This is a genomic window from Aeromonas bivalvium (assembly GCF_000819765.1).
GTDB classification, from domain to species: domain Bacteria; phylum Pseudomonadota; class Gammaproteobacteria; order Enterobacterales; family Aeromonadaceae; genus Aeromonas; species Aeromonas bivalvium.
The window spans coordinates 287,376-309,399 of sequence record NZ_CDBT01000008.1 but is presented as its reverse complement, the minus strand read 5'-3'; the positions used below and the strand labels follow the sequence as shown (position 1 = coordinate 309,399).

General features: G+C 60.7%; 20 protein-coding genes. 4 read left to right on the top strand and 16 right to left on the bottom strand.

The genetic code is table 11. From position 1 onward, the window contains the following. Positions 1–20: 20 nt before the first annotated feature. The 15 genes from rnhB to rpsB all read right to left on the bottom strand — a co-directional run bounded on the left by rnhB (position 21) and on the right by rpsB (position 14,775). Entirely contained in the window at positions 21–611 is a 591-nt protein-coding gene (gene rnhB / locus BN1119_RS02545) for a ribonuclease HII (RefSeq protein ID WP_041993404.1), read from the bottom strand. 80 nt (positions 612–691) lie between these two features. Beyond that, on the bottom strand, positions 692–1,831 hold the full coding sequence (gene lpxB, locus BN1119_RS02540) for a lipid-A-disaccharide synthase (RefSeq protein ID WP_041993401.1): 1,140 nt from the start codon (positions 1,829–1,831) through the stop codon (positions 692–694). Continuing rightward, positions 1,824–2,615: an acyl-ACP--UDP-N-acetylglucosamine O-acyltransferase gene (gene lpxA / locus BN1119_RS02535; RefSeq protein WP_084205250.1), complete on the bottom strand. Its 792-nt coding sequence runs from the start codon at positions 2,613–2,615 to the stop codon at positions 1,824–1,826. The genes lpxB and lpxA overlap by 8 nt, the downstream gene beginning before the upstream one ends. 2 nt (positions 2,616–2,617) lie before the next feature. Then, positions 2,618–3,079 carry a 3-hydroxyacyl-ACP dehydratase FabZ gene (fabZ, locus tag BN1119_RS02530; protein WP_041993394.1) on the bottom strand — a complete coding sequence of 154 codons (462 nt, stop codon included), beginning with the start codon at positions 3,077–3,079 and terminating at the stop codon, positions 2,618–2,620. 18 nt (positions 3,080–3,097) lie between these two features. After that, positions 3,098–4,120, bottom strand: a complete 1,023-nt coding sequence (gene lpxD / locus BN1119_RS02525; RefSeq protein WP_041993837.1) for a UDP-3-O-(3-hydroxymyristoyl)glucosamine N-acyltransferase — start codon at positions 4,118–4,120, stop codon at positions 3,098–3,100. 3 nt (positions 4,121–4,123) lie between these two features. Continuing rightward, positions 4,124–4,636 carry an OmpH/Skp family outer membrane protein gene (locus BN1119_RS02520; RefSeq protein WP_041993391.1) on the bottom strand — a complete coding sequence of 171 codons (513 nt, stop codon included), beginning with the start codon at positions 4,634–4,636 and terminating at the stop codon, positions 4,124–4,126. Between the two features lie 162 nt (positions 4,637–4,798). Next, positions 4,799–7,222, bottom strand: coding sequence for an outer membrane protein assembly factor BamA (gene bamA, locus BN1119_RS02515; RefSeq protein ID WP_041993388.1), 2,424 nt, complete (start codon positions 7,220–7,222; stop codon positions 4,799–4,801). A gap of 34 nt (positions 7,223–7,256) precedes the next feature. Then, on the bottom strand, positions 7,257–8,609 hold the full coding sequence (rseP, locus tag BN1119_RS02510) for a sigma E protease regulator RseP (RefSeq protein WP_041993385.1): 1,353 nt from the start codon (positions 8,607–8,609) through the stop codon (positions 7,257–7,259). Positions 8,610–8,682: 73 nt separating this feature from the next. Then, positions 8,683–9,879: a 1-deoxy-D-xylulose-5-phosphate reductoisomerase gene (gene ispC, locus BN1119_RS02505; protein ID WP_041993382.1), complete on the bottom strand. Its 1,197-nt coding sequence runs from the start codon at positions 9,877–9,879 to the stop codon at positions 8,683–8,685. Next, entirely contained in the window at positions 9,879–10,736 is an 858-nt protein-coding gene (locus tag BN1119_RS02500; RefSeq protein WP_041993379.1) for a phosphatidate cytidylyltransferase, read from the bottom strand. The genes ispC and BN1119_RS02500 overlap by 1 nt, the downstream gene beginning before the upstream one ends. Before the next feature lie 27 nt (positions 10,737–10,763). After that, on the bottom strand, positions 10,764–11,540 hold the full coding sequence (uppS, locus tag BN1119_RS02495; RefSeq protein WP_041993377.1) for a polyprenyl diphosphate synthase: 777 nt from the start codon (positions 11,538–11,540) through the stop codon (positions 10,764–10,766). 72 nt (positions 11,541–11,612) lie between these two features. Then, positions 11,613–12,170, bottom strand: a complete 558-nt coding sequence (frr, locus tag BN1119_RS02490; protein ID WP_041993374.1) for a ribosome recycling factor — start codon at positions 12,168–12,170, stop codon at positions 11,613–11,615. Between the two features lie 84 nt (positions 12,171–12,254). Beyond that, on the bottom strand, positions 12,255–12,989 hold the full coding sequence (gene pyrH / locus BN1119_RS02485; RefSeq protein ID WP_041993373.1) for a UMP kinase: 735 nt from the start codon (positions 12,987–12,989) through the stop codon (positions 12,255–12,257). A gap of 70 nt (positions 12,990–13,059) precedes the next feature. After that, positions 13,060–13,941: a translation elongation factor Ts gene (gene tsf / locus BN1119_RS02480; protein WP_041993370.1), complete on the bottom strand. Its 882-nt coding sequence runs from the start codon at positions 13,939–13,941 to the stop codon at positions 13,060–13,062. 105 nt (positions 13,942–14,046) lie between these two features. Further along, on the bottom strand, positions 14,047–14,775 hold the full coding sequence (rpsB, locus tag BN1119_RS02475) for a 30S ribosomal protein S2 (RefSeq protein WP_041993367.1): 729 nt from the start codon (positions 14,773–14,775) through the stop codon (positions 14,047–14,049). A 361-nt stretch (positions 14,776–15,136) separates the two neighbouring features. On the opposite strand from rpsB, the gene map reads away from it, so the two are divergent. From map to BN1119_RS02455, 4 genes are all read left to right on the top strand, one after another. After that, the gene (gene map, locus BN1119_RS02470; RefSeq protein ID WP_041993364.1) at positions 15,137–15,925 is read left to right on the top strand and encodes a type I methionyl aminopeptidase; all 789 of its coding nucleotides are present in this window, start codon (positions 15,137–15,139) and stop codon (positions 15,923–15,925) included. Positions 15,926–15,978: 53 nt separating this feature from the next. Next, on the top strand, positions 15,979–18,618 hold the full coding sequence (gene glnD, locus BN1119_RS02465) for a bifunctional uridylyltransferase/uridylyl-removing protein GlnD (protein ID WP_041993361.1): 2,640 nt from the start codon (positions 15,979–15,981) through the stop codon (positions 18,616–18,618). 120 nt (positions 18,619–18,738) lie between these two features. Further along, positions 18,739–19,566, top strand: coding sequence for a 2,3,4,5-tetrahydropyridine-2,6-dicarboxylate N-succinyltransferase (gene dapD / locus BN1119_RS02460; protein WP_041993357.1), 828 nt, complete (start codon positions 18,739–18,741; stop codon positions 19,564–19,566). A gap of 171 nt (positions 19,567–19,737) precedes the next feature. Further along, positions 19,738–20,121 (top strand): DUF3461 family protein, encoded by a 384-nt coding sequence (locus BN1119_RS02455; RefSeq protein ID WP_041993354.1) that lies wholly within the window; start codon positions 19,738–19,740, stop codon positions 20,119–20,121. Positions 20,122–20,260: 139 nt separating this feature from the next. Here BN1119_RS02455 and ptsG read toward each other — a convergent pair whose 3' ends face one another. Further along, entirely contained in the window at positions 20,261–21,691 is a 1,431-nt protein-coding gene (gene ptsG / locus BN1119_RS02450) for a PTS glucose transporter subunit IIBC (RefSeq protein WP_041993352.1), read from the bottom strand. Positions 21,692–22,024 lie beyond the last annotated feature (333 nt).

Genomic DNA, 22,024 nt, shown 5'->3' with positions numbered 1-22,024 from the left:
ATCATGGGTGAGGGGCTGGCTCACTCCTGCCCGAGCGCACGGCGCACCGGCTTGAAGCTCTGACGGTACTCGGGCAGGGGGCCGCGCTCGGCCAGTATGGCAAGGTGCTCCGCGGTGGGATAGCCCTTGTGGCGGGCGAAGCCGTACTCGGGATGGCGGCTGTCCAGCTCGGTCATCTCGGCGTCGCGGGTCACCTTGGCGAGGATGGAGGCGGCGCTGATGGCGGCCACCAGGCTGTCCCCCTTGACCACGGCGCGTGCCTCCATCGGCAAAGCCGGGCAACGATTGCCGTCGATGAAGACCAGCTCGGGCGTCACCGCCAGCCCCGCCACGGCGCGCTGCATGGCCAGCATGGTGGCGTGCAGTATGTTGAGCTTGTCTATCTCTTCGGGCGTCGCCCGGCCGATGGCCCAGGCCAGGGCCTTCTCCCTGATCTCGCCGTACAGGGCGAGGCGCTTCTTCTCGGAGAGCTTCTTGGAGTCGGCGAGGCCAGGGATGGGATTGGCGGGATCCAGGATCACGGCGGCGGTGACCACGTCCCCCACCAGGGGGCCGCGACCCACCTCGTCCACGCCGGCAATCAGCTTGTCTTCGGGAATATCGATCGTCATCTCGGAGCCTTGAATCAAAACCGGCCCCGCAGGGCCAGTATCAGCACAACATCACGCATTACGCGCACATTCCTGCCCAACTAGCGGTAAAGCAACGCAGCGACCGCTTCCGCAGCCTGCACGTCCGCGTTGCAGCGGATCTTCTCGTGCAACCGGGTGAAGGTGGCGATGAGTTCGCTGTTGTCATGGTCGAGCAGCTTGCTGACCTCTTCCACCAGGTTCTCCGTGGTGCACTCATGCTGAAGGAGCTCGGGCACCAGCATCTGATCCGCCAGCAGGTTGGGCAGGGAGACATAGTCAGTCTTCACCAGCCACTGGGCCAGCCAGTAGCTGAAGGGCTTGAGCTTGTAGCCCACCACCATGGGTTTTTTCACCAGCATGGCTTCCAGCGCCGCGGTGCCGGAGGCGAGCATCACCACGTCGGCGGCGATCATGGCCTCCCGGCCCTGACCGTCCAGTAGCACCATGTCGAGATCCGGCGCCACCTCGGCCTTGATGGCCATGAACTGCTCGCGCCGCTTGCCGTTGACCAGGGGCACGATGAAGCCGAGATCCGGGTTGTGCACCGTCAGGTGCTTGCAGGCCTCGAGAAACAGGGGCGCCATGAAGCCCACTTCCGCACTGCGACTGCCCGGCAGCACCGCCAGCCAGCGGCGGGACGAATCCAGCCCCAGCTCGGCGCGCACCGCCCCTTGATCCGGTACCAGGGGGATGTCGTCCGCCATGGTGTGGCCGACGAAGCGACAGGGGGCGTCGAAGCGGTCGTAGAACGCCTTCTCGAACGGCAGGAAGGCGAGCACCATGTCGGTGGCCGCCTTGATCTTGTGAATGCGGCCCTGACGCCAGGCCCAGACCGAGGGGCTGACATAGTGGACCGTCTTGATACCGGCGCGGCGCAGTTTCAGCTCCACCCCGATATTGAAATCCGGTGCATCCACCCCGACGAAGATGTCAGGGGGATTGGCGATGAAGTGGCGCAGCAGCTCGCGGCGCACCTTGAGGATGCGGGGCAGACGGCCCAGCACCTCGGTGATCCCCATGACGGAGAGCTCTTCCATCTCGAACAGGGCCTTGACCCCGAGCGCCTGCATCCGTGGCCCGGCAATCCCTTCAAACTGCGCGTCCGGGTAGCGGGCCTTGAGCTCGCGCACCAGGCCGGCGGCCAGGATGTCGCCGGAGGTCTCTCCGGCAACGATGCCGATGCGGATGGGATCAGGCACGGATGATGCCACGCTCGTTGTCCTTGAGGAAATCCACATAGAGCTGAACCGCAGGCTCTGTGGCCGCCATCTCGATCAGCACGGGCAGCACCTCTTCGATGGTCTTGCCGGAGCGGAAGATCTCCTTGTAGGCACGCTTGACCGCCGAGATGGCCTCAGGGCTATAGCCACGGCGACGCAGGCCTTCGGAGTTGACCCCGAACGGCTTGGCATAGTTGCCCGCGGCCATCACGTAGGGCGGCACGTCCTTGTTGAGGGCGGCGCAGCCACCGACGAAGGCGTGGGAGCCGACCCGGCCGAACTGGTGAATGGCGGAGAGGCCACCGAAGATGACGAAATCGCCGATCACCACGTGGCCCGCCAGGGTGGCGTTGTTGGCGAAGATGCAGTTGTCACCGATGATGCAGTCGTGGGCCACGTGGACGTTGACCATGAACAGGTTGCCGCTGCCCACCTTGGTCAGGCTCTGGTCCTGGGTGGTGCCGCGATGCACGGTGCAGTTCTCGCGAAACACGTTGTTGTCGCCGATCTCGAGGAAGGTGCGCTCGCCGGCGTATTTCTTGTCCTGGCAATCCTCACCGATGGAGGTGTGCTGGAAGAACTTGTTGCCACGGCCAATCCTGGTCGGGCCCTTGATCACCACATGGGAACCCACCCAGGTATCGTCGCCTATCTCCACTTCGGCACCAATGACGGTAAAGGGGCCGATTTCAACCCCTTTACCTATCACGGCAGACTCATGGACGATGGCAGTATCGTGAATCATGGCTGTCGAATCGATCACTATTACACCTCGCGTTTGGCACACATCAGCTCGGCGGTACAGACCACCTCGCCATCGACGGTGGCCACACCGGTAAACTTGGCGATGCCGCGGCGCTCCTTCAGGAATACCACGTCCAGCACCAGTTGATCGCCAGGACCGACCGGGCGCTTGAAGCGGGCATTGTCGATGGAGGCGAAGTAGTAGAGTTCATTGGGGGACGGCTTGCCCACCATGGTGAACGCCAGGATGCCGGTGGCCTGGGCCATGGCTTCCAGGATCAGCACACCGGGGAACACCGGCTTGGCCGGGAAGTGTCCCTGAAAAATGGGTTCGTTGAACGAGACGTTCTTGATGGCACGCAGCGTCTTGCGCTCATCGCTGATCTCGTAGTGCTCCACCTTGTCCACCATCAGGAAGGGATAACGGTGCGGCAGCAGATCCATGATTTCCTGGATCCCCAGGCTTTTCTTTTCAGTAGTCAAAACAGTACCCTATCGTGATTATTCTTCTTCACCCAGTTTCTTCTCAAGCTTGCTTATCCGCTTGTGCATCTCGTCGATACGCATCACCCGGGCGGCGGTCTTGCGCCACTCTTTATTGGTTTGCAGGGGGATGCCGGAGGAGTAGACACCGGGCTCGGTAATGGGTCGCATCACCATGGCCATACCGGTAACGGTGGCCTGGTCGCAGATCTCCATATGCCCGTTGAAGACGGAAGCGCCGCCAATAATACAATACTTACCGACCTTGAGACTACCGGCCATCACGGTCGAACCCGCCACGGCGGTGCCGTAACCGATCTCGACGTTGTGGGCGATCTGACACTGATTGTCGATGATGACGTTGTCGGCAATGCGGGTGTCTTCCAAGGCTCCCCTGTCAATGGTAGTACAGGCGCCTATCTCGACCCGATTGCCTATGGTGACACCGCCCAGCTGGGGGATCTTGATCCATTCGCCACGCTCGTTGGCGTAGCCAAAGCCATCGGCCCCGATGACGGTGCCGGCTTGCACCAGGCAGTCGGTGCCCAGGGTCACCTTGTGATACAGGGTGACGTTGGCCCACAGGCGGGAGCGGGCTCCCAGCCGGGTGTCCTTGCCAACGAAACAGCCGGGGCCGATGCGCACATCGTCCCCCAGCACCACACCGGACTCAATGACCGCATTGGCACCGATGGCAACCCTCTCACCCAGCTGGACATCGGCGGCGATGACGGCGCTAGGATGGATATCCGTGGCCGGCTGCGGCGTGGTGTCCAGCAACTGGGCAACCCGGGCAAAGCCGACATAGGGATCCTTGAGCACCAGGGCATTGGTGGGGCAAAACGGCAGATCCGCCTCTGTGATGAGCACGGCGCTCGCCTTGCTCTGCGCCAGATAGTCGCGGTACTTCTTGTTGGACAGGAAGGTGATATCCCCCTCCCCGGCCTTCTCCAGTGTCGCTACCCTGCGAATTTCCAGGTTTTCGTCCCCATGAACCTCGGCCCCCAGTTGCTGGGCCAGCTGTGCGAGAGTGAATACCATCAATTAGTTGCTCTTGCTGACCTGAGAAATGACCTGACCGGAGATGTCCAGCTTGCTGGCGGCGTAAGGGGCGGCATTGCGCTCCAGCACCAGATCGTAACCATTGCTCTTGGCGATGGAGTCGATGGCAGCTTTCACCTTGGTCAGGATCTTGTTGCGTTCTTCCGCCTGACGACGGCCGTTATCCTGCTCGAACGCCTGACGCTTCTGGTTGAATTCCATCTGCAGCTTGGCCAGCTTCTCCTGGTTCTGCTTCTTCTGCTGGGCGCTCATGAAGGCTTCATCCTTCTTGAACTTCTCGACCAGCTTCTGGCCGTCGGCTTCCAGCTTCTGCAGCTCGCGCATGCGCGGCTCGAACTCGCCTTTGAGCTTCTGGGAAACGGCTTCACGCTGGGGCAGCTTCTGGAAGATTTCGCCCATGTCGACCACGGCAATCTTGGTGTCAGCCAGGGCGGAACCCATGCCAGCAGCCATCAGAGCAATACTCAGACCCGCGACTTTCAATGCTTTGTTCACACTAACTCCTTGTTCCCTCAAGGTGAGGGTAACGGATTACCTTGAATGACAAGCGGCACCCTGTGCCGACTCGTTACTTGGCGGGGCCGACAGGCCCCGGCATTACCTGCCCTCACCAGGAGGGCATCTCATCGAGAAAGGCGCCGGGAAGGCCCCTTTCTGTTAGAAGGTTCGACCTATGTTGAACGAGAAGAACTCTGTCCTGTCACCCTCGTACTCCTTGAGCGGCCGCGCGATGGCGAACACCAGGGGGCCCATGGGGGAGAGCCACTGCAACGACAGGCCATAGGAGGCGCGGAAGTTGGTGGGATCCGAGTAGTCCAGCAGATACTTGCAGCCCGTGGTGCAACGATCCTTGTACTGGTCATAGTCGAAGGTGGTGTCCCAGACCGAACCGGCATCGAGGAAGACGCTGGTACGCAGCTGGGGCTGATAGGTCTCGGACGCAAACGGCGTCGGCACTATCATCTCCAGAGACGCCACCGCCAGGGCGTTGCCCCCCACCGAGCTGTCGGTGCCCTGGGTCACGTCATTGCCCGCGACGTTGTAGTAGTAGAGCGCCTTGGGACCGACCGTGTTGCTCTTGAAGCCACGCAGGGTATCGAAGCCACCGGCGAAGTAGTTCTCGAAGAAGGGCAGCACGTGCTCGTAGTCACCGTTGTTGCCATAGCCGTTGCCGTAGGAGGCGCGGGCACGGGCCATCAGCACCCACTGGTGATCCGCATCGAACGGGAAGTAGTGGGCATCCTCGGCGTTGAGCTTGAAGTACTGCAGATCCATGCCGGGAATCGTCACCTTGGCATTGACCCGCTGGCGGTTGCCGTCGGTCGGGAAGGTGCCCTTGTTGAGGGTGGAACGGGTCCAGCCTGCGGTGAAGTCGACCGTGTTGAAGGTCAACCGGTTGTCGCCGTCAATGTTGCCGTTGTAGACCTTCCAGAACTCCTCTACCTGCTGATAGGGGTTGGGCTGGGAGAGCTTGTTGTTCTCGATCCCGAGGCTGAAGTCGAGGCGGTTGTTCTCGTTGACCGGGAAGCCGCTGGAGAGACGGAAACCTATGGTGGTGTTCTCGTAGTCGACGATGTTGGCATCGGCCGCACTGAACTCGTTGTAGTAGAGGCGACCGCCCAGGCTGACACCGTCCACGGTGAAGTAGGGATCGTTGTAGCTCAGATCGACGCTCTTGGAGTACTTGTTGGTACTGGCGGAGATGCCGATCTTCTTGCCGGTGCCCATGAAGTTGTCCTGCTGCAGGCCCGCCTGCAGGCTCAGACCCGACTCGGTACCATAGCCGACACCGGCGTTGATGGAGCCCGCCGGCTGTTCCTTGACCTTGAAGTCGAGATCGACCTGATCGTCCCGGCCAGGCACCCGCTTGGTGTCCACGTCCGCGCTTTCGAAGAAGCCGAGACGGTTGAGACGGGTCTTGGACTGTTCGACGTTGTCGGAGGAGAGCCAGGTGCCCTCCATCTGGCGCATCTCGCGACGCAGCACCTCATCCTGGGTGGTGACGTTGCCGCTGAAGTTGATGTTGCGCACATAGACACGGGGGCCCGGCTCTATGTTGACGATGAGCTCCACCTCTTTGCTCTCGTCATTGATCTGCGGGAAGGTGGTGACCTTGGGATAGGCGTAGCCGTAACGGCCGAGGAACTTGGAGAGCACCTCTTCGGTGTGGGTCACCTGGCTGGCGGAATAGACGCTGCCCGCCTCGATGGGGATCAGCTCCTTCATCTCGCCACCGCGATCTATCATGTCGCCCTTGAGCTGGACGCCGGAGACCTTGTACTGATCCCCTTCCTTGAGATTGAGGGTGACATAGACCCCCTTCTTGTCCGGGGTCATGGAGACCTGGGTCGACTCCTGGGCGAAGCGGATGTAGCCGCGGTCCAGGTAGTAGGAGCGCAGCACCTCGATGTCGCCGGCCAGCTTCTGCTTCTGATAACGCTGATCGCCGGTGAAGTTCCACCAGGGCACGTCATCTTTCAAGGAGAGCTGGGCCAGCAGCTTCTCTTCCGGGAACACCTGGTTGCCGACGATGTTGATCTGCTGGATCTTGGCCGCTTCCCCTTCCACGAAGGTGAACTTGAGGTCGACCCGGTTGCGGGGCAGCGGGGTGACGATGGCCTTGACCTTGGCGGAGTACTTGCCCACGCCGTAGTAGAAGTCTTCCAGTCCCTTCTCGAGGGAGCTCAGCACGGTGCGATCAAGGGGGTCGCCCACCCGGATGCCGGAGGACTCCAGGCTCTGGGTCAGCTGCTCTTCCTTGATGTCCTTGTTGCCGGAGAACTCGATGCTGGAGATGGTCGGCCGCTCCTTGACCGCCACTTGCAGCACGTTGCCGTCCCGATAGACCTTGACGTCCTCGAAGTTGCCCGAGGCGTAGAGCCGCTTGATGGCGGCGGCCAGGGTGACGGGATCCACGGTGTCACCGACCCGGATCGGCAGGTTCAACAGGGCGGCGCCCAGGGTCACCCGCTGCAAACCGTCGACCTGAATGTCTTGCACCACAAAAGAGGCAGGGGCCGCCTGGGCCAGGAAGCTGGCACCCAGCAGGCAACTCAACACCAATGCTTTTTTAACAGCCATTTTGTTCTTATGTGTCCTTGTTGATGCTCTGGCCTCAGAGGCGAGCGAAATCATTAAACAGCGCAATACCCATCAGCAACATCAGAATGGCGGCGCCTATCCTGAACCCCACTTCCTGGATCCGCTCCGAGACCGGCTTGCCGGTCACCGCCTCGATGAGGAAGTAAACCAGGTGGCCGCCATCGAGCACCGGCAGGGGGAACAGATTGATGATCCCCAGGTTGACGCTGATCAGCGCCAGGAAACCGAGAAAATAGACCAGACCATAATCGGCGCTGTTGCCCGCGCCCTTGGCGATGGAGATGGGGCCGCTCAGGTTGTCCAGCGACACTATGCCACCGATCAGCTTGCCTATCATGTCGAAGGTGAGCGTGATCAGGCTCCAGGTCTTGTGCATACCCTGCCAGAGGGCATCGAACGGCCCATACTGTAACAGAATTCGATATTCATCCGGTAATGGAACCACCTGAGGCGATATTCCTACGAATCCCACCGCCTTGCCCTTCACCTGCCTGGACTGGGGGGTCAGCTCGATGAGCAGTTCGCTGCCATCTCGCGCTATGGTCAGCCGCAGGGGTTGCTCGGGAGAGGACTGCACCTGGCTCACGAAGCGAGCCCAGTCGGCCAGCGGCTCCCCCTCCAGGGTCAGGATCTTGTCGCCCTTGCGCATCCCGGCCGCCGCGGCGGCGCTCCCCTCCACCACCTCGGCCACCACAGGCAGCACCTTGGCACCCAGGGGCACTATCCCCAGGCTGGAGATGGGGGACTCCTTGTCCGGATCGAACTGCCAGTCGTGCAGCATCAGCGTCTTGTCGGTGACATAGCTGCTCTGGGGCGCAGTCAGCTTGAGGGTGACCGCGTCTTCCCCCAGGTGGCTGATGAGGGCATAGGTGATGCTCTCCCAGTCGCCGGTCGGCTCACCGGCCACCTCGACAATCTGCATGCCGGGCAGCACCCCCGCCTCGGCGGCGATGGATCCGGTGCGCACCTCATCGACGATGGGCTTGACGCTCGGTACCCCTATCATGAACATCAGCCAGAAGGCGAACAGCGCAAACACGAAGTTCGCCATGGGGCCGGCGGCGACGATGGCCATCCGCGCCCAGACGCTCTTGTGGTTGAAGGCCTGGGCCTCCTCCCCCGGCTTGAGCTCGTCGACCCGGCCATCCAGCATCTTGACGTAGCCGCCGAGCGGGATCAGGGCCAGCACATACTCGGTGCCATCCTTGCCCATCTTGCGCCAGATAGCCTTGCCAAAACCGATGGAGAAGCGCTCCACCTTGACGCCGCAACGACGAGCCACCCAGAAGTGGCCAAATTCATGTACCGCGACCAGCAACCCGAGGGCGACGATGAAGGCGCCTATGTTCCACAACAGCGTGCCCATCAGCCCAGCACCTCGACTCGGTGTGCAACCCTGCACCCGAAGGGGGGAGTGGCAATCTGCCTGAGCGCGTCATTCATCGGCTAAGTTCCTCAATCAAGTCGTGAGCCCGGGCCCGGGCCGCCCCGTCCAGGGCAATCAAATCATCCAGCGAACCGGCACCCTGCTGACCGAAGGCCTGCAGGGCCGCCTCGTTGACTCTGGCAATATCCATGAAACCGATGCGCTCGGCAAGGAAAGCCGCTACCGCCGCTTCGTTGGCAGCATTGAGGGCCGTGGTAGCCGCCTGACCTTGTCGGCAGGCCGCCATGGCCAGGGCCAGGCAGGGGTAACGATCCAGGTCGGGCCGGATAAAGCTGAACTCTCCGACACTGAAGAAATCCAAAGGTTCCACCCCGGAGGAGATGCGGTCCGGATAGGCCAGGGCGTGGGCGATGGGGGTGCACATGTCCGGGTTGCCGAGCTGGGCCAGCACGGAGCCATCCTTGTACTGCACCATGGAGTGGATGACCGACTGGGGATGGATGACCACCTGGATCTGCTCGGGGGTGGCATTGAACAGCCAGCGCGCCTCTATGTACTCCAGCCCCTTGTTGAACATGGTGGCGGAGTCCACCGAGATCTTGGCCCCCATGGACCAGTTGGGGTGCGCCACCGCCTGGGCCGGGGTGACAGAGGCCAGTTCGTCGATGTCGCTGTAGCGAAACGGGCCACCGGAGCCGGTGAGCAGTATCTTGCTGATGCCGGCGGCGGCCAGATCGCAGAAGCCGGGCTGACGCTGGATGGCCTCGGGCAGGCACTGGAAGATGGCATTGTGTTCGCTGTCGATGGGCAGCAGCTCGGCACCATGGTCGCGCACCGCCTCCATGAAGAAGGCGCCGGACATCACCAGGGCCTCCTTGTTGGCCAGCAGAATGCGTTTGCCGGCACGCACGGCGGCCATGGTAGGAGCCAGCCCGGCCGCACCGACGATGGCGGCCATCACGCTGTGGGCATCGGGGTGCGCCGCCACCTCACACAGAGCCTTGGCGCCGGACAGCACCCGGGTCTGGCTGCCGTGGGCCTTGAGCCGGCTCGCCAGTTCGCGGGCGGCCGTCTCGTCCACCATGACGGCGAAGCGAGGAGAGAATTCTAGGCAATCACGCACCATGGCATCCAGGCTGCGCCAGGCGGTCAGGGCCAGCACCTGCCAGCGCCCGGGATTCTGCCGCAGCACCTTGAGGGTGCTCTGGCCGATGGAGCCGGAGGCCCCCAGGATCACGAGCTGGCGCATCAGACCCCCTGGCTCAGCAGCAGATAGCTGAGCAGGAACACGGGCAGCGCCGCGGTCAGGCTGTCGATGCGATCCAGGATGCCGCCATGGCCGGGCAGCAGGGTGCCGGAATCCTTGATGCCTGCCTCGCGCTTGAACATGCTTTCGGTCAGATCGCCGAGCACGGAGGCCAGCACCGCCAGCAGGGAGCAGAGCAGCACTATCCCCATCTTGGCGGGGACGAAGCCCATGAACCAGGTGACCCCGACCGCCAGCAATCCGGCGGTAAACAGGCCGCCGCACAGCCCCTCTATGGTTTTACCCGGGCTGACCGCCGGCGCCAGCTTGTGCTTGCCGAACGCCTTGCCGAAAAAATACGCGCCAGAATCTGCCGCCCAGACCAGCCCCATGACAAACAGCAGGATCCAGGCGCCCATGGCGGAGTCGTGATAGAAGTTGTAGCCGCGAATGGCGACCATGGACCAGAAGAAGGGGATCAGGGTCACCAGACCGAACAGGGACTTGAGCCAGATGGATGCCTTCCACAGCCGGGCGCTTTGGGGATAGCGCAGCACCAGCAGCAGGCCGAGCAGCCACCAGCTGGCGGCGGTCCAGAGTACCCCCATCAGCAGGGGATGCAGGTCCGGCGCCCATAACTGCTCCACCGGCAGCCACATCAGACTGGCCCCCAGCAACAGACAGAACAGCAGCGGGATCCATTCCCGCCGCTCGGCACTCACAAAACCACTCCATTCACGGCTGGCCAGCAGAAAGACCAGGGCTGCCAACAGGGCAAAAAATTTCAAAGGCAAGAAAAACAGCGCCCCCAGCACCAGGGGGATCAGACACAATGCGGTAATAATTCGTTGTTTTAGCAAAAGAAACCTCTCTCTTGGGAGCGGGGTTTAGCCGGTCTGTTGCGCGGCGATCAATTCCCGGATCTGTTCACCCGTACACCCGAAGCGACGCTCGCGGGCCACGAAAGAGGCAACTGCCTCACTGAACTCGGCCTCGTCAAAGTCGGGCCATAACACAGGGGTAAAATGGAGCTCGGCATAGGCGAGCTGCCATAACAAAAAGTTGCTGATGCGGTGATCACCACCGGTGCGGATCAGCAGATCGACCGCAGGCAGGTCCGCCATGCAGATGGCTTGCCCCAGTCGTGTCTCATCTATCTCGTCGGCCTGCAGCTCGCCGGCCGCCACGGCCCGTGCCAGTTGGCGCGCCGCCTGGGCTATGTCCCACTGGCCGCCGTAGTTGGCTGCGATGTTGAGGGTCAGACCTGTGTTGCCATCGGTCAGCGCCTCCGCCTTGGCGATCTTGCCTCGCAGCCGCTCGCTGAAACGCGAGGTATCGCCGATGACCCGCAAGCGGATGCCATGGCTATGCAGCTTCTTGACCTCGCTGCCCAATACGGTGAGGAAGAGTTCCATCAGGGCACTGACCTCCCCTTCCGGGCGACGCCAGTTCTCGCTGGAGAACGCAAACAGGGTCAAGGCTTCCATCTTGGCCTGGGCGGCAAAGGTGACGGCAGCCCGCACGGCCTTGACGCCGGCCTTGTGCCCATAGACCCGCATCTTGCCACGGTTCTCGGCCCAGCGCCCGTTGCCATCCATGATGATGGCCACATGACGGGGCAGACACTGGTTGGCGCTATCGCCTAACGCTGCCAAACGCGACATTCATTTCTCCCACAAAGACAAAAGCGCCGTGCAGGGGCACTACACGGCGCTCGTAATATACCTGTCAGAGCCTTAGATTTCCATTAGCTCCTTTTCCTTCGCGGCCAGGGCTTCATCCACCAGCTTGACGAAGGAATCGGTGAGTTTCTGGATCTCTTCCTGGGCACGACGGTCGTCGTCTTCGGAGATCTCCTTGTCCTTGAGCAGCGCCTTCAGGTCTGCGTTGGCATCGCGGCGGATGTTGCGCACGGCGACGCGGGCACCTTCGGCCTCGGCACGGACGATCTTGGTCAGATCCTTGCGGCGCTCTTCGGTCAGCGGCGGCAGCGGCACCCGCAGGGTCTGGCCGTTGCTGGACGGGTTCAGGCCCAGATCCGAGGTCAGGATGGCTTTTTCCACCGCCTGGATCATGGAGCGATCGAAGATGGAGATGGACAGGGTGCGGGCATCTTCAGCCACCACGTTGGCCAACTGCTTGAGCGGAGTCGCTGCGCCATAGTACTCAACCTGGATGCCGTCGAGCAGGCTCGGGTGAGCGCGGCCAGTACGGATCTTGGACATCTGGGATTTGAGCGATTCTACGCTCTTGGACATGCGGTCCTTGGCGTCGTTTTTAATCTCGTTGATCACAGTGGTTTTCCTTTTGGCGAACGAACCCGCAACGGGTCCGTTTCTGACTTATTTACTGACGTAATGGATAAGAGTCCTGTCGGCTCATTTACCAATGTGGTGGATCAGGGTGCCTTCCGGCTCACCCATGATAACCCGACGCAGGGCACCCGGCTTGTTCATGTTGAACACCCGGATCGGCAGGTCGTGGTCACGCGCCAGGGTAAAGGCGGCAAGATCCATTACTTTGAGTTCTTTATCAAGCACTTCGTCATAGCTCAGCTCATGATACAGCACGGCGTCCGGATTCTTAACCGGATCATCGCTGTAAACACCGTCGACCTTGGTGGCCTTGAGCACGACGTCAGCCTCGATCTCGATCCCGCGCAGGCAGGCCGCAGAATCGGTCGTGAAGAAGGGGTTGCCGGTACCGGCGGAGAAGATGACGACCTTGCCGGCGCGCAGCTGGCTGATCGCCTCGGCCCAGACATAGGAGTCACAGATTCCCTGCAGGGAGATGGCAGACATCAGACGGGCATTCACATAAGCACGATGCAGGGCATCACGCATGGCTAGGCCGTTCATCACGGTCGCCAGCATACCCATGTGGTCACCCACCACGCGGTTCATGCCCGCCTTGGCAAGACCGGCACCCCGGAACAGGTTGCCGCCGCCGATGACCAGACCGACCTGAACACCCAGCTCAACCAGTTCCTTGATCTCTTGGGCCATGCGATCCAGTACTGCCGGATCGATGCCGAAGCCTTCTGCGCCTTGCAGGGCCTCACCACTCAACTTAAGAAGAACGCGTCTGTATGCAGGTTTGGGATTGGTACTCATGTCACTGATTCCTGGTCATATAAAGACCGCGACATAAGTCGCGGTCTGGAGTTAGCGAAAACCGGTTCGGTTATGCCTTCTGAGCAGCCGCGATCTGGGCAGCAACTTCGGCAGCGAAGTCAGTTTCCTGCTTCTCGATGCCTTCGCCTACTTCGAAGCGAGTGAAGGAGACAACGTCAGCACCTTCTTTCTTCAGCAGCTCGGCAACGGTCATGGACGGATCCTTGACGAAGGGTTGACCAGTCAGGGAGACCTCACCGGTGAACTTCTTCATGCGGCCTTCAACCATCTTCTCGGCGATCTCTTTCGGCTTGCCGGAGTTGATGGCGATGTCGATCTGGATTTCGCGCTCTTTGGCAACGACTTCGGCAGACACATCTTCGGGCTTGACGAACTGCGGGCTGTTGGCAGCAACGTGCATGGCCAGATCTTTGGCCAGCTCGTCGGAACCACCGGTCAGCTTGGTGATAACACCGATGCGGGAACCGTGCACGTAGGTACCCAGGTTGTCACCTTCCACCAGCATCACGCGACGCAGGTTCATGTTCTCACCGATCTTGGCGATCAGGTTGGTGATGGTCAGCTCGACGGTCTCGCCGTTGCCGAAGTCGGCCGCTTTCAGGGCGTCAACGTCAGCAATTTTCTGGGTGGCAGCGATCTCGACGATCTTCTGACCCATGGCCAGGAAGCCGGCATCCTTGGAGACGAAGTCGGTCTCGCAGTTCAGCTCGATCATCACGGCAACCTTGCCTTCGGTACGGGCAAAGATCACGCCTTCGGCGGCGATACGGCCCGCTTTCTTGGCGGCTTTGGCCTGACCAGATTTGCGCATGTTTTCGATAGCCAGTTCGATATCACCGTTGGCTTCTTCCAGCGCTTTTTTGCAATCCATCATGCCAGCGGCGGTGCGCTCGCGCAGTTCTTTCACCAGGGCGGCGGAAATATTTGCCATGTCCAGTATCCTCGGTCTCGAGTTATCAAGAAACAGGGGCCACAAGGGCCCCTGCTAACCAATTACATCAGCTTGGTTAATAAGGGCTTTAACAGACCTTATCAATTACTCAGCTTCAACGAAGCCATCTTGTTCGGCTTGAACAACGATGTCTTGAGCGCGCGCTTCCAGTACGGTATCAGCAGCAGCGTTCAGGTACAGTTGAACGGCACGGATCGCATCGTCGTTACCCGGGATGACGTAATCAACGCCGTCCGGATTGGAGTTGGTATCAACGATGGAGACAACCGGGATACCCAGGTTGTTGGCTTCTTTGATAGCGATGTGCTCGTGGTCGGCATCGATCACGAACAGAACGTCAGGCAGGCCGCCCATGTTCTTGATACCACCCAGGCTCTTCTCCAGCTTTTCCATTTCGCGAGTACGCATCAGCGCCTCTTTCTTGGTCAGCTTTTCGAAGGTACCGTCCTGGCTCTGGGTTTCCAGATCTTTCAGACGCTTGATGGACTGACGAACGGTTTTCCAGTTGGTCAGCATGCCGCCCAGCCAGCGATGGTTCACATAGAACTGATCGCAACGAGCAGCAGCTTCTTTGACGGCTTCAGACGCGGCACGCTTGGTACCAACGAACAGTACCTTGCCTTTCTTGGCGGCAACGGAGCTCACGAAGTTCATGGCTTCATCAAACATAGGAACGGTTTTTTCCAGGTTGATGATGTGAACCTTGCTGCGGGCACCGAAGATGTAGGATTTCATTTTCGGGTTCCAGTAACGAGTCTGGTGACCGAAGTGAACGCCGGCTTGCAGCATGTCGCGCATAGAAACTTTAGCCATTTTATACCTCTGTATTGGGGTTAGGCCTCCACACATCCCATGTAACCGACCCCAGAGGGGCACCCCGGTACAGGTGTCGATGTGTGTGTGTTATTGATTAAGGGTGATGAAACCGGATCAGTAGTTCCGGTTCCGGCGCGCTTTATATCACAAGTTTGCCGCTGGCGCCACCGGCAGCCGTGCTAAAAACGGGTGCCCGAGCTTCACTCTGTGCCAGAGATTTGACCCTGTGATGACAATCACACTGGAAGTCGGCGGGGGTTGCGGATAAAATTTTGCCCTGATTGCAAACGCATCTATTTTTCATTACCTGCTTGTTGTCGGCCATGCCGGCGAGGAACCAGGCCGCAAGAGAGATCCCATGTCCATTAAAATCAAGACGCCGGAAGAGATTGAAAAGATGCGCGTTGCCGGCCAGCTGGCCGCCGATGTGCTGGTGATGATAGCCCCCCACGTCAAGGCTGGCGTCACCACTGACGAGCTCAACACTCTGTGCCATGACTTCATCGTCGATGTCCAGCAGGCCATACCCGCGCCCCTGAACTACCACGGTTTCCCCAAGTCCATCTGCACCTCGGTCAACGACGTCATCTGTCACGGCATCCCCAACCACAAGAAGTTGCGGGAAGGGGACATCATCAACCTGGACATCACCGTCATCAAGGATGGTTTCCACGGCGACACCTCCGCCATGTTCATCGTCGGCCAGACCACGCCCCTGCGCCGTCAGCTGTGCAAGGTGGCCCAGGAGAGCCTGTACGCCGCCATCAAGCGGGTGCGCCCCGGCATGTGCATCACCGAGATCGGCGCCGTGATCCAGCCCATCGTCGAGCAGGCGGGCTTCTCCGTGGTGCGCGACTACTGCGGCCACGGCATCGGCGCCGAATTCCACGAAGAGCCGCAGATCCTGCACTATCGCAACAGTGGCAAGCTGGAGCTCAAGCCGGGCATGTGCTTCACCATAGAGCCCATGGTCAACAGCAAGAAATACCACTGCCGCACCAACCCGAAAGATGGCTGGACTGTCACCACCAAGGATGGCGGCGACTCCGCCCAGTGGGAACACACCCTGCTGGTGACCGAGGATGGTTGCGAGGTGCTGACCCTGCGCCCCGACGACACTATCGACCGCCATATCAAACACGGTTAACATCAAACCCCGGCCCCGCGCCGGGGTTTGTGTTTTCAAGATGACGAGATGCCATGGACGCCAGCCTGCTTTCCCCCCACCTGCTCCCCGATGACGACCTCGGCCGGGACAACTGCAAAGAGTACCTGACCCGTTTCCTCGGCTGGTTGCACGAGCGCTTCGATGCCGGTGACAACATCATAGAGCTGGTCGCCACCCGCTCCCTCTACATGGATCAGCTGCTGACCCGGCTGTGGCACAAGTTCGGCTTCGATCAGGAGAACCACCTCACCCTGATCGCGGTCGGCGGTTATGGCCGGGGCGAACTGCACCCCCACTCCGACATCGACCTGCTGATCCTCTACCAGGGGGATGAGCTGGATGAGGCCCTGGGTCAGCGCATCGGCGAGTTCATCACCCTGCTCTGGGATCTCAAGCTGGAGGTGGGCCAGTCGGTGCGCAACCTGGCCGAGTGCATCGAGCAGGGGCTGGCCGACATCACGGTCGCCACCAACCTCATAGAGGCGCGCTACATTACCGGCAATCTGACCGGCTTCGAGGCACTGCAGCGGGCGACCCGCCCAGAGGTGTTCTGGTCGAGCGAGGATTTTTTCCGCGCCAAGCGCGCCGAACAGGCCCAGCGCCACCAGCAGTTCCTCGGCACGGCCTACAAGCTCGAGCCCGACCTCAAGAGCAACCCAGGGGGGCTGCGGGATATCCAGACCCTGGCCTGGGTCGCCCGCCGCCACTTCGGCGCCACCACCCTGTTCGAGATGACCAGCCACGGCTTCCTCAACCGGGCCGAGTACCGGGAGCTGCTCGACTGCCAGAATTTCCTCTGGAAGGTGCGCTTCGCCCTGCACATGGCCATCAACCGGGGCGACAACCGGCTGCTGTTCGACAGGCAGCGCACCGTGGCCGAGATGCTCGGCTTCGAGGGAGAAGGCAACCGGCCGGTGGAGCAGATGATGAAGCGCTTCTACCAGACTGTGCGCCGGGTCTCCGAGCTCAACGAGATGCTGCTGCAGCTGTTTGACGAGGCCATTCTCGGCAACACCGCCATGGACGTGCGCCGCATCAGCGACGAGTTCCAGCTGCGCGGCCGCCTCATCGATGCGGTGGATGCCGAGCTGTTTGGCCGCGATCCCGCCGCCATCCTGCGGCTCTTCTACCAGATAGCCCAGCACCCCGAGATAGCTGGCATCCACTCCGCCACCCTGCGCCAGCTGCGGGAGGCGCGGCGCAAGCTCGACTGCTGGCTGCAGGAGATCCCCGAGTGCCGGCGCCTGTTCATGGCGCTGTTGCGCCACCCCGGCGGCATAGGCCAGCCCCTCACCCTGATGCACAAATACGGGATCCTGGCGGCCTACCTGCCCCAGTGGAACCTCATCGTCGGCCAGATGCAGTTCGACATGTTCCACGCCTACACGGTGGACGAGCACACCCATCGGCTGCTCAAGAACATCCACCAGTTTCCCAATCCGGCCAGCCGCCAGACCCACCCGCTCTGCCACGAGATCTTCAATCGGCTGCGCAAGCCGGAGCTGCTCTGCATCGCCGCCCTGTTCCACGACATCGCCAAGGGGCGGCGCGGGGATCACTCCGAGCTTGGCGCCGTCGATGCCCTGGAGTTCTGCCAGCTGCACGGCCTGGATCGCTACGAGAGTCGCCTGGTGGCCTGGCTGGTGCGCCACCACCTGCTGATGTCGGTCACCGCCCAGCGCCGGGACATCCACGATCCCGAAGTGGTCACCGACTTCGCCCAGAAGGTGCGCGATGAACAGCATCTGGATCTGCTCTACTGCCTGACGGTGGCCGATATCTGCGCCACCAACGACACCCTGTGGAACGACTGGAAGGGCACTTTGCTGCGGGAGCTCTACTTCTCCACCCAGAAGGCGCTGCGCCAGGGGCTGGAGAACCCTCCCGACATTCGGCTGCGCATCCGTGAAAACCAGCGCCAGGCGCGCCAGCTGCTCGGCCAGCGCCACCTGGACGATGCCTCCATCACGGCCCTGTGGAGCGACTTCAAGGCCGACTACTTCCTGCGCCACAGCCCGGAGCAGATCGCCTGGCACAGCCGCCATATCCTGGAGCAGGAGGGGGCCGGCGAGACGCCCCTGGTCACCATAGGCAAGCACCCGACCCGGGGGGGCAGCGAGGTGTTCATCTACTGCCGCGACACCCCGAACCTGTTCGCCACCGTGGCTTCGGCCCTGGATCAGAAGAACCTCAACATCCACGACGCCCAGATCATGAGTTCCCGCAGCGGCTATGTGCTCGACACCTTCATCGTGCTCGAGCCCAATGGCGAGCCCATCAGCCCGAACCGCACCGCCACCATCAAGAAGGCGCTGGAAAAAGCCCTGCAGGAGCCGGGCAGGCTGGTGCTGCGCAACAAACCCCTGTCACGGCGCCATCGCCAGTTCATGGTACCGACCCGGGTGGTGTTCCTGCCCCACAAGGGCGAGAACCGCCACACCCTGCTGGAGCTGACCGCCCTGGATACCCCCGGCCTGCTGGCCCGTATCGGCGCAGTGTTCCAGCAGTGCGGCCTCTCCCTGCATGCCGCCAAGATCACCACCATAGGGGAGCGGGTCGAGGATTTCTTCAGCCTGACCAATCGCGACGGTGAGCCCCTGACCCAGCAAGAGCAGCGGGCCCTGGAAGAGAAGCTGGTGCATCAGCTCAACCCCCAGGAGCAGGAAGCCTGAGCCAAGTGAACCTATTGGGCCACGCCCGCCGCGGTTCTGGGGAAGAAATCCCCCCTCCCCCTTAAAACCGGCGGGAAAAGTGTGATACAACAAACAGAATTTTTTCAAAGGAACCCCACCATGACCGAGTTGCAACAGATCATTGAGTCGGCCTTCGAGCGCCGCGACACCATCACCCCTGGCACGGTAGACGGCGCCACCAAGGCCGCCATACTGCAAGCCATCGAGCTGCTGGACAGCGGCAAGGCCCGGGTCGCCGAGAAGATCGCCGGCGAGTGGGTCGTCCACCAGTGGCTGAAAAAAGCGGTGCTGCTCTATTTTCGCATCAATGACAACGGCATCATCAAGGGTGACGACGCCCAGTACTTCGACAAGGTTCCCCTCAAGTTCTCCGACTACAGCGCCGAGCAGTTCAAGGAAGCGGGTGTGCGCGTGGTGCCGCCGGCTACCGCTCGCAAGGGCTCCTTCATCGCCCCCAATACCGTGCTGATGCCCTCCTACGTCAACATCGGCGCCTTCGTCGATGAGGGCACCATGGTCGACACCTGGGCCACCGTCGGCTCCTGCGCCCAGATAGGCAAGAACGTCCACCTCTCCGGCGGCGTCGGCATCGGCGGCGTGCTGGAACCCCTGCAGGCCAACCCGACCATCATCGAGGACAACTGCTTCATCGGTGCCCGCTCCGAAGTGGTGGAAGGCGTCATCGTGGAAGAGGGCTCCGTCATCTCCATGGGCGTCTTCATCGGCCAGTCCACCCGCATCTATGACCGCGAGACCGGCGAGATCCACTATGGCCGCGTCCCGGCCGGCTCAGTGGTGGTCTCCGGCTCCCTGCCGTCCAAGTGCGGCAAGTACAGCCTGTACGCCGCCGTCATCGTCAAGAAGGTGGATGCCAAGACCCGTGCCAAGGTCGGCATCAACGCCCTGCTGCGCTCCATCGACGAGTAACAGGCTTCATGGCTATACAAAGGGCACCCCAGGGTGCCCTTTTTCGTTTCCAGCGCCTTCCGAGAACGGGCCTGAACGGCACCACCGATTTTGGTGCCCCAGTCACAGGCCGATCGCACTTTCTCGGCTATCATGGCTGGGCAAGACGCTTTCAAGCCAAGGAACAGTCGAATGTACGAGAATCTGAAGAGTTTGGGGATCCAGGATCCCACTGCGGTGGACAGTTATACCCTGCGCCAGGAAGCCAACCACGACATCCTCAAGATCTACTTCAAGAAACAGAAAGGCGAGTTCTTCGCCAAGAGTGTCAAATTCAAGTACCCGCGCCAGCGCAAGACCATACTGGTGGATTCGGGCACCCACCAGTACAAGGATGTCACCGAGATCAACGCCAATCTCAAGTACGTGGTGGATGAGCTCGACAGCCTGACCCAGGGGGTCCATGTCCAGGCGGATCAGGATCTCAAGAAGAAGATTTTGCGTGACCTGCGCCATCTGGAAAAAGTGGTGGCCAACAAGATAAGCGAGATAGAAAAGGATCTGGAAAAGCTCTGAGCCCGGCTCACGGCAACAAAACGGGTGCCTCAGGGCACCCTTTTTGTTGCATCTTGGCCCCGGGGCCGCAGATGCCCAACATGAAAAGAGGGAGGCCAGCGCCTCCCCCTTTTCGTCTTCTGTCTGTCAAGCAAGCGGATTAGTTGCTCTTCATCCAGATATCCATGTCGGTCTTCAGGTTGTCGGACTTGGTACCGAAGATGGCTTGCACGCCGGAGCCTGCCACCACCACACCGGCGGCGCCCAGCTTCTTCAGACCCGCCTGGTCAACCTTGGCCACATCCTTCACCCCAACCCGCAGACGGGTGATACAGGCATCCAGAGAGGCGATGTTCTCTTTGCCACCGAAGGCGCTGACCAGGGCAGCAGACATCTCGTCCTTGCTCTGACCCACGGTCTCCTCGGCACTCTCATCTTCGCGACCCGGGGTTTTCAGGTTCATGGCACGGATGACCACGGTGAAGACCACGTAGTAGATGACGGCGTAGACCAGACCCAGACCCACCAGCAACAGCATGTTGTCGGCACGGGGTGATTGCACCACGAAATCGATGAAGCCGTTGGAGAAGGTGTGACCGTGTACGACACCCAGGGAGTTGGTCAGCACATAGGCCAGACCGGCCAGCAGGGCGTGAATCGCATACAGCACAGGTGCGACGAACAGGAAGGAGAACTCGATAGGCTCTGTGATACCGGTCAGGAAGGAGGTCAGGGCAGCAGAGGCCATGATACCAACAATCTTGGCACGGTTTTCCGGCTTGGCAGCGTGAGCGATGGCAAACGCAGCGGCAGGCAGACCGAACATCTTGAACAGGTAACCACCGGCCAGTTGACCGAAGCCGTTACCGGCAGCACGGGAAGCGTCATCAGCAGTCAGGAAGCAGGTCATGATGCCGTGTACGGTTTCGCCAGCGGCGTTGACACAGGTACCCGCCTGATAGAAGAAGGGGACGTTCCAGATGTGGTGCAGACCGAACGGGATCAGGGAGCGCTCAACCACGCCGTAGATACCGAAGGCCAGTACCGGGTTCTGGTTGGCAGCCCAGTCGGAGAAGGCACCGATGGCACCACCGATCGGCGGCCAGATGAAGGAGAGCACAACACCCAGGCCGATGGAGACGAAGCCGGTGATGATGGGCACGGCACGCTTGCCGGCGAAGAAGCCGAGGTACTCGGGCAGCTGGATCTTGTAGAAACGGTTGAACGCCCAGGCGGCGACACCACCGGCGAGGATACCCCCCAGCACACCGGTGTCTATGCTCTCGACGCCCATCACAGGTGCCATGACCTTCAGGGTTGCGACCATGATGCCGTAGCCGACGATGGCAGACAGACCGGATACACCGTCGTTATTGGTAAAGCCAAGGGCCACGCCCACGGCGAACAGCAGGGCCATCTGACCAAACACTGAACCACCGGCCTGCTCCATCAGTTGGGAGACGATTTCCGGCAGCCAGCTGAAGTGGGCTGCGCCCACCCCCAGCAGAATACCTGCAACGGGCAAGACCGATACAGGCAGCATCAGCGCCTTACCGACCTTTTGCAGATTAGAGAAAGCATTTTTTAACATGTGTGTACTCCTGAATGATTGTTCCCTAACGGACCCATTCGAAGTTAAGCCTATCATCCGCATGAATGCTAACCAGAACTGGGGGATCGGGTGTTTTTTATTTTGACCAAGGAAATATACCCCATGAAATAGGGAAATTCTTCAGTCAGAAATTAGCAGATAAGAAATTTGGAGAGGAGATCACAAGATGATTGACACAAGACAAAAGCAGAATTTTAGAATTAATTTCCGGCAGGATAACTATATTTCAATTCAATGAAAACTACCGTTTCTTATTGTATTTTCTCCTTACCAAAATAATACAAAAAGAAACTCAATGTAACCACGTGTAAC

Bases quoted from the DNA above. Each gene is read 5' to 3' on its own strand.
- rnhB (WP_041993404.1), bottom strand. From the start codon at position 611: ATGACGATCGATATTCCCGAAGACAAGCTGATTGCCGGCGTGGACGAG.
- lpxD (WP_041993837.1), bottom strand. From the start codon at position 4,120: ATGGTATTCACTCTCGCACAGCTGGCCCAGCAACTGGGGGCCGAGGTT.
- bamA (WP_041993388.1), bottom strand. From the start codon at position 7,222: ATGGCTGTTAAAAAAGCATTGGTGTTGAGTTGCCTGCTGGGTGCCAGC.
- rseP (WP_041993385.1), bottom strand. From the start codon at position 8,609: ATGGGCACGCTGTTGTGGAACATAGGCGCCTTCATCGTCGCCCTCGGG.
- ispC (WP_041993382.1), bottom strand. From the start codon at position 9,879: ATGCGCCAGCTCGTGATCCTGGGGGCCTCCGGCTCCATCGGCCAGAGC.
- uppS (WP_041993377.1), bottom strand. From the start codon at position 11,540: ATGTCGCGTTTGGCAGCGTTAGGCGATAGCGCCAACCAGTGTCTGCCC.
- pyrH (WP_041993373.1), bottom strand. From the start codon at position 12,989: ATGAGTACCAATCCCAAACCTGCATACAGACGCGTTCTTCTTAAGTTG.
- tsf (WP_041993370.1), bottom strand. From the start codon at position 13,941: ATGGCAAATATTTCCGCCGCCCTGGTGAAAGAACTGCGCGAGCGCACC.
- rpsB (WP_041993367.1), bottom strand. From the start codon at position 14,775: ATGGCTAAAGTTTCTATGCGCGACATGCTGCAAGCCGGCGTTCACTTC.
- map (WP_041993364.1), top strand. From the start codon at position 15,137: ATGTCCATTAAAATCAAGACGCCGGAAGAGATTGAAAAGATGCGCGTT.
- glnD (WP_041993361.1), top strand. From the start codon at position 15,979: ATGGACGCCAGCCTGCTTTCCCCCCACCTGCTCCCCGATGACGACCTC.
- dapD (WP_041993357.1), top strand. From the start codon at position 18,739: ATGACCGAGTTGCAACAGATCATTGAGTCGGCCTTCGAGCGCCGCGAC.
- BN1119_RS02455 (WP_041993354.1), top strand. From the start codon at position 19,738: ATGTACGAGAATCTGAAGAGTTTGGGGATCCAGGATCCCACTGCGGTG.
- ptsG (WP_041993352.1), bottom strand. From the start codon at position 21,691: ATGTTAAAAAATGCTTTCTCTAATCTGCAAAAGGTCGGTAAGGCGCTG.